Raw genomic sequence first — 8482 nt, forward strand, 5'->3', positions numbered from 1 at the left:
CCATTTTGGATATCTATTTACGGTAAAAGCTGTTCTTTTCGCAATTTCTCTTAAGTTCTATTCAACCTTCTAATCTCGCTTTATCAACGTTTCCTACGTGGATTCGTTTTTTTCCTACGTGGACTCCGTTTTTTCCTACGTCACCCTCGATTTTTCCTACGTGACCCTCGATTTTTCCTACGTGACCCCCAATAATTACAACTGAGCACTCGCTCAGTCACAACTCCAGTAATTTTTGTGGGAAAACAAAAGGCATCCGACGCTGGTCGGATGCCTTTTTAGAGTTTCACTATAATTAACTTTCAATTGATGACATTGCTTTATGATTAAATGGGCATTTCCCTTTAATCGGTTCAATATCGTCTCCAATAAAGAATTGCTTCCATTCATTATGCTCTGGGTCGCCAAAATGACTGATGTCTGGATGCTTCGGCAGTTGATCCCATGCCTCTACTCGTTCCCGAACTTTTTCGCGAGACATGATTCCACCTTTTTCGGTTCCTTCAAGACCCTGGAATATTTTACGGGGCTGGAATCCAAGTACCATCGCGTTACCTAAATGGCGGGTTTTTCTTTGTTTGTAAGCCGGTGCATTGCCAAACACAAAAATTGGTTCCCCGTTAAAACGGAAATCCCATAAATGGTGAGCAGGGTCCCGTGGAGCATCTGCAGGCCATTCAACAGGATCCACTTCGTGTAAATACTGTAAGATATCCCAGAATTGTTTACGATATTGCTCGAGATTCCCTTCGACTTCAAATGGTTCCACAAACACAAATAAACCATGTCGTTTATGTTTTGGATCATTGAATAAGTCCAGGAAACCTTCTAACGTTTTAGGCAAATTCGACCAATCATCTTGAGAGATATAGCCATATCGCAATTCGCCTTTCAATTCGCCACTCATCCCAAAATAACAAGGGAACGTTTTATCTGTAACGATGTTATGGAATGTTTTATATTCATGGAGTAACCATTCAGGTAAATCAGATCGTGTAGCAAAATCCTCTTTTGTTAATAAAGCCTGTTCCTTCGTTATCATCGAATTCCCTCCACCGTATCTAATATTCATTCGTTATTATATATCTCAATCAATACCCCATCGTTTATCTAACGAAACAACCTCATTTCAGCGTTTTAAAATTTTATTTTGATTTTATGTTAATTTTATTTCGTTTCGGGAATAACAGAAGAAACGATTACGAACCTATGGAGGATGAAACATGAGCATCGAAAGTATCGATAGTATTCATACAAGTTGCAAAAGTGAGTATGACACGTTGCAAAAAGTAATTGTATGCGAACCCCAGTTTATGGCGATTGATGAAATTATCAATGATGTTCAAAAAAAATATAAAGATGAAAACATTAATATTGAGCGTGCTTTAGACCAGCACCATGACTTTGTAGCGAAAATGAGAGCAGAAGGAATCGACGTCATTACATTACCCGCCAATGCTTCGTATCCTGAACAGGTTTTCACGCGTGATATCGGTTTTACACTCGGCAATCAAACATTTGTCTCTGAGATGGCGAGCAGTATCCGACAAGGCGAAGAAACAGTTCTTGAAAAATGGCTGGACGAGCATCATGTGCCTTTTCAAAAATTATCGCAAAGTCATATTGAGGGTGGAGATGTCATCATTGACGGAAAGACCATTTACATAGGACTTAGCCATCGAACTTGTAACTCAGCAATTGAACAGCTTCGCATCGATTTGCCAAATTACGAAATTGTTGCGGTTCCGTTTGACCCAAAATATCTGCACTTGGATTGTGTGTTTAATATACTTTCCCCCACGGATGCGTTAATATTCCCACTGGCACTTGATGCTGAAACTGTAGCTTTTTTAGGAAGTCGCTATCATTTGATTGAAGTAAGTAAGGAAGAGCAATTTACAATGGGCACGAATGTCTTATCCATTGGACACAAAAAAGTATTCAGTTTACCGGTAAACGCCCAAGTTAATATGAATATGCGGAGTCAAGGTTATGAAGTGATTGAAGTAGACTTTTCGGAAATTATCAAATCCGGGGGATCTTTCAGATGCTGCACCATGCCGATTGCCCGCGGATAATTTATTGCATCTAATATAAACAGCGCTCAAATCCTTGATTGGACTTGAGCGCTTTTCCATGACAATAAATTTATTGTCATCAATTTTTAAATCAATTTCTTATTGTTCCATACACTTCTCAATAGCTTGTTTAAGAACATGAGCGCAAATCGTACAGTCTGTTAAAGATGTCCATTCTGCTGGATTATGACTAACGCCGTCCTTACTTCTGACAAAGATCATAGCGACAGGAATGTGCGCGCCAAGCATCATGGCATCATGTCCCGCTCCACTTACAAGATATTGTTTTTCGATATTCATGTCGTCGAACACACGGTTCAGTATGTCCGTCATTTGCGTGCCAATTGGTACTGGCGGTGTTCGCATTTTTTCTGTAATTGCTACTTTCACATTTCGGGAATCTGCAATTTCATGTGCTTTCTTGACGACGTTAGTCACGATTTGATCGCGTGATTGTTCCTCGATATCACGGATATCTGTAATAAGGCTCACTTTGCCTGGAATTACATTCGCCCCGTTCGGCTCCACATGAACCTTTCCAACAGTTGCAACGCCAGTAGTACTTACCATAGCTGGAGCTTTTTCAATATATAAAAATAACTCTGAAGCGGCTGTCAATGCATCCTGGCGGTCATCCATTGGCGTATTGCCTGCATGCCCTGCCTTTCCTTCAAAGATAATCTCGGTCCAGGATGGTCCGGCTATTCCTTGTACGATTCCGACTGCTAAATTGGCTTTTTCCAACTTCTTTCCTTGTTCGATATGTACTTCTATAAACCGCTCCATACTTAAATTTTCTCGTTTCGCTTCGGTAAATCCTTTTACGGTCTTTCCAGTGGTAGTTAAAACTTCTTCGAATGATAAACCATCTGCATCCTTCAAAGTGACTTGTGTCTCCATATCCAGCGCACCAGTCATCGCACGACTACCCGTCAACCCACCGTTGAACCGAGTTCCTTCTTCATCCGTAAATATATATACTTCATAGGGTTTATTAGGAGTTACACCTTGTTCTTTCCAAGCTTCAGCTACTTCCAGTGCAGCAATGACGCCTAGTGGACCATCGAAATGACCACCTTCTGGAACACTGTCTACATGTGAACCTGAGGCAATAGAGTCGGACTGATTTTGTTTCCCAGCGATACGTCCCACTACATTTCCCGCTCCGTCTTGCGTTACGGTCATTCCTGCTTCTCTCATCCATCCCATAACAAGTTCTTTTGCTTGCTGCTCAAGCGGGGAAAACCCTACACGTGTTACCCCAAACTTAGCAGTCAATCCAATTTTAGATAACTCGCCCAGCCGAAATGCAATGCGTTCACCAGATACCCCATCTCTAGACCATGATCGGTTATAGTCGGCTAATAAAGTTTGCTCTAAATCAAATTTAGTCATTTATGTGAACCCCTTTCTAAAAATGAATTGTTACAAGAGTACTCTATAATCAATTGCTTCGTAAACCTAAAATTATTAAATTCAGCATATTTAATTTTTAAGCTATAATTAAAATTATTTGCATTTGTACTATTTCAAGTTACTTATCATTTTAAGGAGATGAACAGAGAATGACAGACAGATACAGTTTTTTGAAAAACCATGAAGAAGATATCCGGAACGATCTTATAAATATTGTTCAAGCCGAATCTCCAACTCTACAGAAAGAGTTAGTGGATATCACAGGAAATTTGTTAAAAGAAATGATGCTAAAAAGACTAGGAAACGACTACATCTGTACTGTTTATCCTCAGCAGGAATATGGGGATCATCTTCTCTTTGAAAAGAATGGCACCTCAAAACCACGGATTTTATTCCTTAGCCACTTTGACACTGTGTGGCAAAAAGGCGAGCTACCTATTCGATTTGAAGACCAAAAGATGTATGGACCTGGAGTATTTGATATGAAAGCCGGGTTGTTGTCATCTATTTGGGCCGTTGCATCTTTAGAGAAAACAATGGATGCATTGCCTGTTTCCCCTGTATTTTTGTTCACATCAGATGAAGAGACTGGGAGTATGTCATCACGTGAGTTGATTGAACAAGTGGCCAAGACGTGCGAGGCGGTCTTTGTCATGGAACCAGCAGAGGCCCATACGAATGCATTGAAAACAGCTCGTAAAGGTGTGGGGATTTACAATATTGAGGTTGAAGGAATAAGTGCACATGCAGGCAATCATCATGAGGATGGGGTCAATGCCATCCTTGAAATAGCGTACTTGGTTCAGCAACTGGAGGAGCTTACGGATTATGCCAAGGGCACGACGGTTAATGTAGGGATGATCCATGGAGGGACTGCTAGTAACGTAGTACCTGAGCATGCATCTATTGAAGTAGATTTTCGCGTAACTTCATTGCAAGAAGCCGATCGTATCATGAACTCAATCGAACAACTTAAACCTAAAAATTCACAAGCAAAAGTAACGATTATCGGTGAATTAAATCGGCCGCCACTTGAAAGAAACGCAGCCAATCAAAAACTGTTCGAACTTGCGAAACATGCAGGTAAACGACTGAATATTGAAGTGATCGAATCAAGTGTTGGAGGTGGAAGTGACGGAAATTATACGTCAGCACTTGGCATTCCTACAATAGATGGATTAGGTATCCCAGGGGATGGTCCTCACGCTAGACATGAACATATCCGATTTGACCTGTTTGTAGAACGTTGTGCACTAGTAGCAGAAATGTGCATGATTTACGGCGAACAAATTAACTATCAGAATAAATAATTGAAACATATAAAGAAAGCACCCAGCTCAGGCTTAGGTGCTTTTGCTTTTATGATTGATCTGAATCAGATAGCACCTGGATGCAAAGAGTAATGGCTTTCATTAAATCTTCATGAGACCAACTTGGAATATTTCCATGTTGAATCGCAAGTTCATGGGAAGCGGGGATATGGATAAATCCTGATGGTATTTTTAAATCAGCTGTTTGAATTGTATGTAATCCTTCGTACATCACGTTATTGCATAAATAAGTACCTGCCGTATTTGAAATAGCCGCTGGCAGCCCAGACTCATTTAATTTATCCACCATTAATCGAATTGGTAATGTGGATAGGTATGCCGCAGGTCCATCCGTATGAATGACTTCATCCACAGGTTTATGCCCTTCGTTGTCAGCCTCACCATCTTTCACATTAATTGCGATGCGCTCTGGCGTAATTTTTGATCGACCGCCAGCCAATCCAAGAGAAATGACGGCATCCGGTTTATACTCTTCTATCAAAGAAATCAATTGTTTGCCCGAAGCCATAAAATCAACTGTCATCGTTTTCCCTACAATTTGGTAGTCTCCTATTGTTTGTCCATTCAATTCCTCCACAATCTTCATGGTCGGGTTGACCGTGAAAGATAGAAAAGGTTCAAAACCAGTCAGTAGTAACGTTTTCATTGGGTGCTAACCTCCTATTCTCTTCTTTTTATTGTAACGTACAGCCCTATTTATCTCGAAATATAAACAATTTATGGATATTCATCGCAGTTTCTATTAGTAATTAAAATGCACACATCACTATCGCCAGCATGCTGATGTCCCCTAGGCAGATTATCTAAAAACGATTTATTGCTAGTTAATTATAATTAACTAAATATTTTCATCATATTAACTATTCATATAATATAAACTTCTTATTTTTGACATTTTTTTGTTGCTTAGTCAGTAAATTTTACCTATAATTCTAACTTGTGAGCAATCACGACAATATACGCAAGGAGAATTTAATGCTTCCATTAAAAAAATCACCTGTTTTTGGAAGAAGATCTCTACTAACACGAAACTACATCTTGCCATCTTCTCAATCTCAATTTATTTCTCTTCTATATCAAATGATGAGAAGAAATTAATCCGTTGCCAATGAATTTACAAACATAGATTAAGTCACAATAAGCATCCTTCATAGGGTGCTTTTTTTTATCCCCTGCTAATCAAATCAATTTTCATCTTAGTATAGTGTAAAATCTGGAGACAAAAAATCCTCCCACTAAAAGTGAAAGGATCTCAAAAACCTATTTCATTAAGTATATTGCTTTTGCTTATACATTTCATGATCAGCATGTTGAAGCAAATCACTATACGTTCGGCCATCTTCGGGATAATACGCAACCCCGATACTCGAGCTAGTACGAATCTGATAATTATCAAAAATCCATGCTTCCGAAATAGCTTCTTGCACCCGGACAACCAGTGAGTCAATGGAATCCCTGGAGCGAATATTAGGTAAAAGAATGGCAAATTCATCGCCTCCTAAACGGGCAAGAATATCTTGCTCGCGCAGACTCGATTTGACTCGTTGTGCAAATTGTTGCAGCACGTTGTCACCCATTGCATGACCAAGTTCATCATTTATGCGCTTAAAGTCGTCCATATCCAAATACAGTATGGCGAAATTTTTCTCGTTATTATCTTCAGCTTTTTCCAATGCGATTTTCACTTTCTCTTCAAAAAGCCTTCGGTTAGGCAATTTTGTTAAATCATCTTCAAAAGCTAAGGCTTTTAATTTATCCTGTAATTGTTTTCGTTCCTCAATATCTCTTCCAACGACTAGAATATATTTCGTTCGTTTTTTTTCGTCATAGAACAGCGAGCCTTTTAATTCCAGCCATAGCCAACCCTTCGTGACATGCTTATGTCTTAATTCAATCGTCTGGCTTCGACCAGTTTCCAGAATTTCCTGAAACACCTCTAAGACGGAAGGCAAATCTTCCTCATGAATCATATCGAAAGTCAGCTGGCCTTCATATTCTTCCGAAGTAAAGCCGAGAACAATCTCGTGAGAAGGAGAGGCGTACTTCATAATGCCATTTTCATCTAAAATGGAGACAACATCATTCATATTTTCAGCAATCAAGCGATATTTTTCTTCGCTGATTAATAAGGCCTTTTCCATTTCACGTCTCTCGGTTACATCTTGGAAAAGAACTTGAATGGAAGGTTTGTTTTCAAAAATAATACCCATAGCTGTCGCCTCAACAATGATGGACTTGCCATCTGGCCTCGTCATTTCCTGGTCTACAAAATCAACTGTATATTCCTTTTCCTTTAACAATGACAACATTTTTTTCACTACATCGTTGCGGTTATTTGATGGCAGTAAACTGAAAATAGAGTGGTTCAACATGTCTTCCTGGCTATAATAACCAAACACTTTAAGACCTGCTTTATTTATATAACGAACTCGACCATCACGAATAACCGCTACCGGTTCAGGTGACATGTCTACTAACTTCTGATATCGTTCTTCACTTTCCCTTAATAAGCGTTCCGTAACTTTCTGTTCCGTGATATCTCTTGTAATTCCGGAAATTGCCACCACTTCCCCTGATTCATTATAAATAGGAGAAAGTGTTAAATTTACCGTAAGTTTATGTCCCGCTTTATGTACGCATTCGACCTCGAATTTGCAAATAACAGAGCCATTTTTCACTTTATTGAGTCGTTCTGCAAGTTCAGAAGATTGGTCCAGCGGGATAATTGGTAGAGAATGACCAATTAATTCGTCTCTTGACCAACCATATTGTCTTTCAAAAGCAGGATTCACATCCAGAATGTTACCATGAAGATCCAGAATATCGATGGCATCACCAGCGGAATAAAACATCTGTTGATATAAATTTAAAGGTGTAAGTTTTAGACAGTCGTTATTTTGAACTGACATAGACGCATCTTCTTTCTGTATAAGTAGAATTCTGTAATATAAGCTCTTTAATAATTTAAGTTGATAGATCATCAGATTTAGCAGTCATGATGATGCGACAGTAAGGAAAAGTCATCTATAAATTGAAACTTCATTTATATCGTTTCGACATCATAGAGAGTATTTCCTCCAACAGACCTCGAATTATATCCACTTTTTTCCATAATTACATAAGAATCATTTGAAATTTTCAGGTCCAAGTTTGGATGAAACGACTTACTTTTTTAAATTTATTACAATGTTTTCCTAAATTATACAACATACAATTTAAAGTTAATAGTCGTTTAGCACTACATTATCAAAATATTATAAATAAAAATTTCCCATAGTATAGTGAACACGATTGTTTTAATTAAAAAAGTCGCGTTCCTCTTGTAGAGAAACGCGACTTAGCTTGCTGCCATCAATGTCTAACTGAAAAAACAAACTCAACCTTAAAGAAATATATGAAGATTCATAAACTTATATCACTTGAAGGAACTGGCTCAGGCGGGATTTTGTCGAGACAAAAACCAAGCCAAAAGATGCGTTTACAACGTGGACGTCGATTTTTCCTACTTCAAGGCTGATTTTTCCTACGTGAACTCTTAAGCCCCCTTAAAGTTTTAGACACCATAAAGTAAGCGAGTTACAATATAACCAAACTTGTGAGCGGATGTTTAAATCGAATAGGAGGGGAAAGAAATGCCTAATAAGAAAATTGCCGTAG

The 8482-nt window shown here is 38.8% G+C and carries 6 protein-coding genes; 2 read left to right on the forward strand and 4 right to left on the reverse strand.

The window, feature by feature from the left end; all coding sequences use genetic code 11:
• Positions 1 to 295 precede the first annotated feature (295 nt).
• On the reverse strand, positions 296 to 1042 hold the full coding sequence (locus M9R32_RS05740) for a YqcI/YcgG family protein (RefSeq protein ID WP_269925777.1): 747 nt from the start codon (positions 1040 to 1042) through the stop codon (positions 296 to 298).
• Between the two features lie 181 nt (positions 1043 to 1223).
• Here M9R32_RS05740 and M9R32_RS05745 point away from each other — a divergent pair, with 181 nt between their 5' ends.
• The gene (locus M9R32_RS05745; protein ID WP_269925778.1) at positions 1224 to 2078 is read left to right on the forward strand and encodes a dimethylarginine dimethylaminohydrolase family protein; all 855 of its coding nucleotides are present in this window, start codon (positions 1224 to 1226) and stop codon (positions 2076 to 2078) included.
• 99 nt (positions 2079 to 2177) lie between these two features.
• Here the strand turns inward: M9R32_RS05745 and M9R32_RS05750 are convergent, their stop codons facing one another.
• Positions 2178 to 3473 (reverse strand): M20 family metallo-hydrolase, encoded by a 1296-nt coding sequence (locus M9R32_RS05750; RefSeq protein WP_269925779.1) that lies wholly within the window; start codon positions 3471 to 3473, stop codon positions 2178 to 2180.
• Positions 3474 to 3643: 170 nt separating this feature from the next.
• Between M9R32_RS05750 and M9R32_RS05755 the strand changes: the two genes are divergently transcribed.
• Positions 3644 to 4804, forward strand: coding sequence for a M20 family metallopeptidase (locus M9R32_RS05755; protein WP_269925780.1), 1161 nt, complete (start codon positions 3644 to 3646; stop codon positions 4802 to 4804).
• 49 nt (positions 4805 to 4853) lie between these two features.
• Here the strand turns inward: M9R32_RS05755 and pcp are convergent, their stop codons facing one another.
• Complete coding sequence (pcp, locus tag M9R32_RS05760; protein WP_269925781.1) at positions 4854 to 5471, reverse strand: pyroglutamyl-peptidase I; 618 nt, start codon at positions 5469 to 5471, stop codon at positions 4854 to 4856.
• A 622-nt stretch (positions 5472 to 6093) separates the two neighbouring features.
• Entirely contained in the window at positions 6094 to 7734 is a 1641-nt protein-coding gene (locus M9R32_RS05765) for a sensor domain-containing protein (protein ID WP_269925782.1), read from the reverse strand.
• Positions 7735 to 8482: the final 748 nt, after the last annotated feature.

The organism is Paenisporosarcina quisquiliarum (assembly GCF_027563315.1).
Classification (GTDB): domain Bacteria; phylum Bacillota; class Bacilli; order Bacillales_A; family Planococcaceae; genus Paenisporosarcina; species Paenisporosarcina quisquiliarum.

Excerpts from the sequence above, each read along its gene's own strand:
- M9R32_RS05765 (WP_269925782.1), bottom strand. The coding sequence starts at position 7,734 with ATGTCAGTTCAAAATAACGACTGTCTAAAACTTACACCTTTAAATTTA.
- pcp (WP_269925781.1), bottom strand. The coding sequence starts at position 5,471 with ATGAAAACGTTACTACTGACTGGTTTTGAACCTTTTCTATCTTTCACG.
- M9R32_RS05750 (WP_269925779.1), bottom strand. The coding sequence starts at position 3,473 with ATGACTAAATTTGATTTAGAGCAAACTTTATTAGCCGACTATAACCGA.
- M9R32_RS05745 (WP_269925778.1), top strand. The coding sequence starts at position 1,224 with ATGAGCATCGAAAGTATCGATAGTATTCATACAAGTTGCAAAAGTGAG.
- M9R32_RS05740 (WP_269925777.1), bottom strand. The coding sequence starts at position 1,042 with ATGATAACGAAGGAACAGGCTTTATTAACAAAAGAGGATTTTGCTACA.
- M9R32_RS05755 (WP_269925780.1), top strand. The coding sequence starts at position 3,644 with ATGACAGACAGATACAGTTTTTTGAAAAACCATGAAGAAGATATCCGG.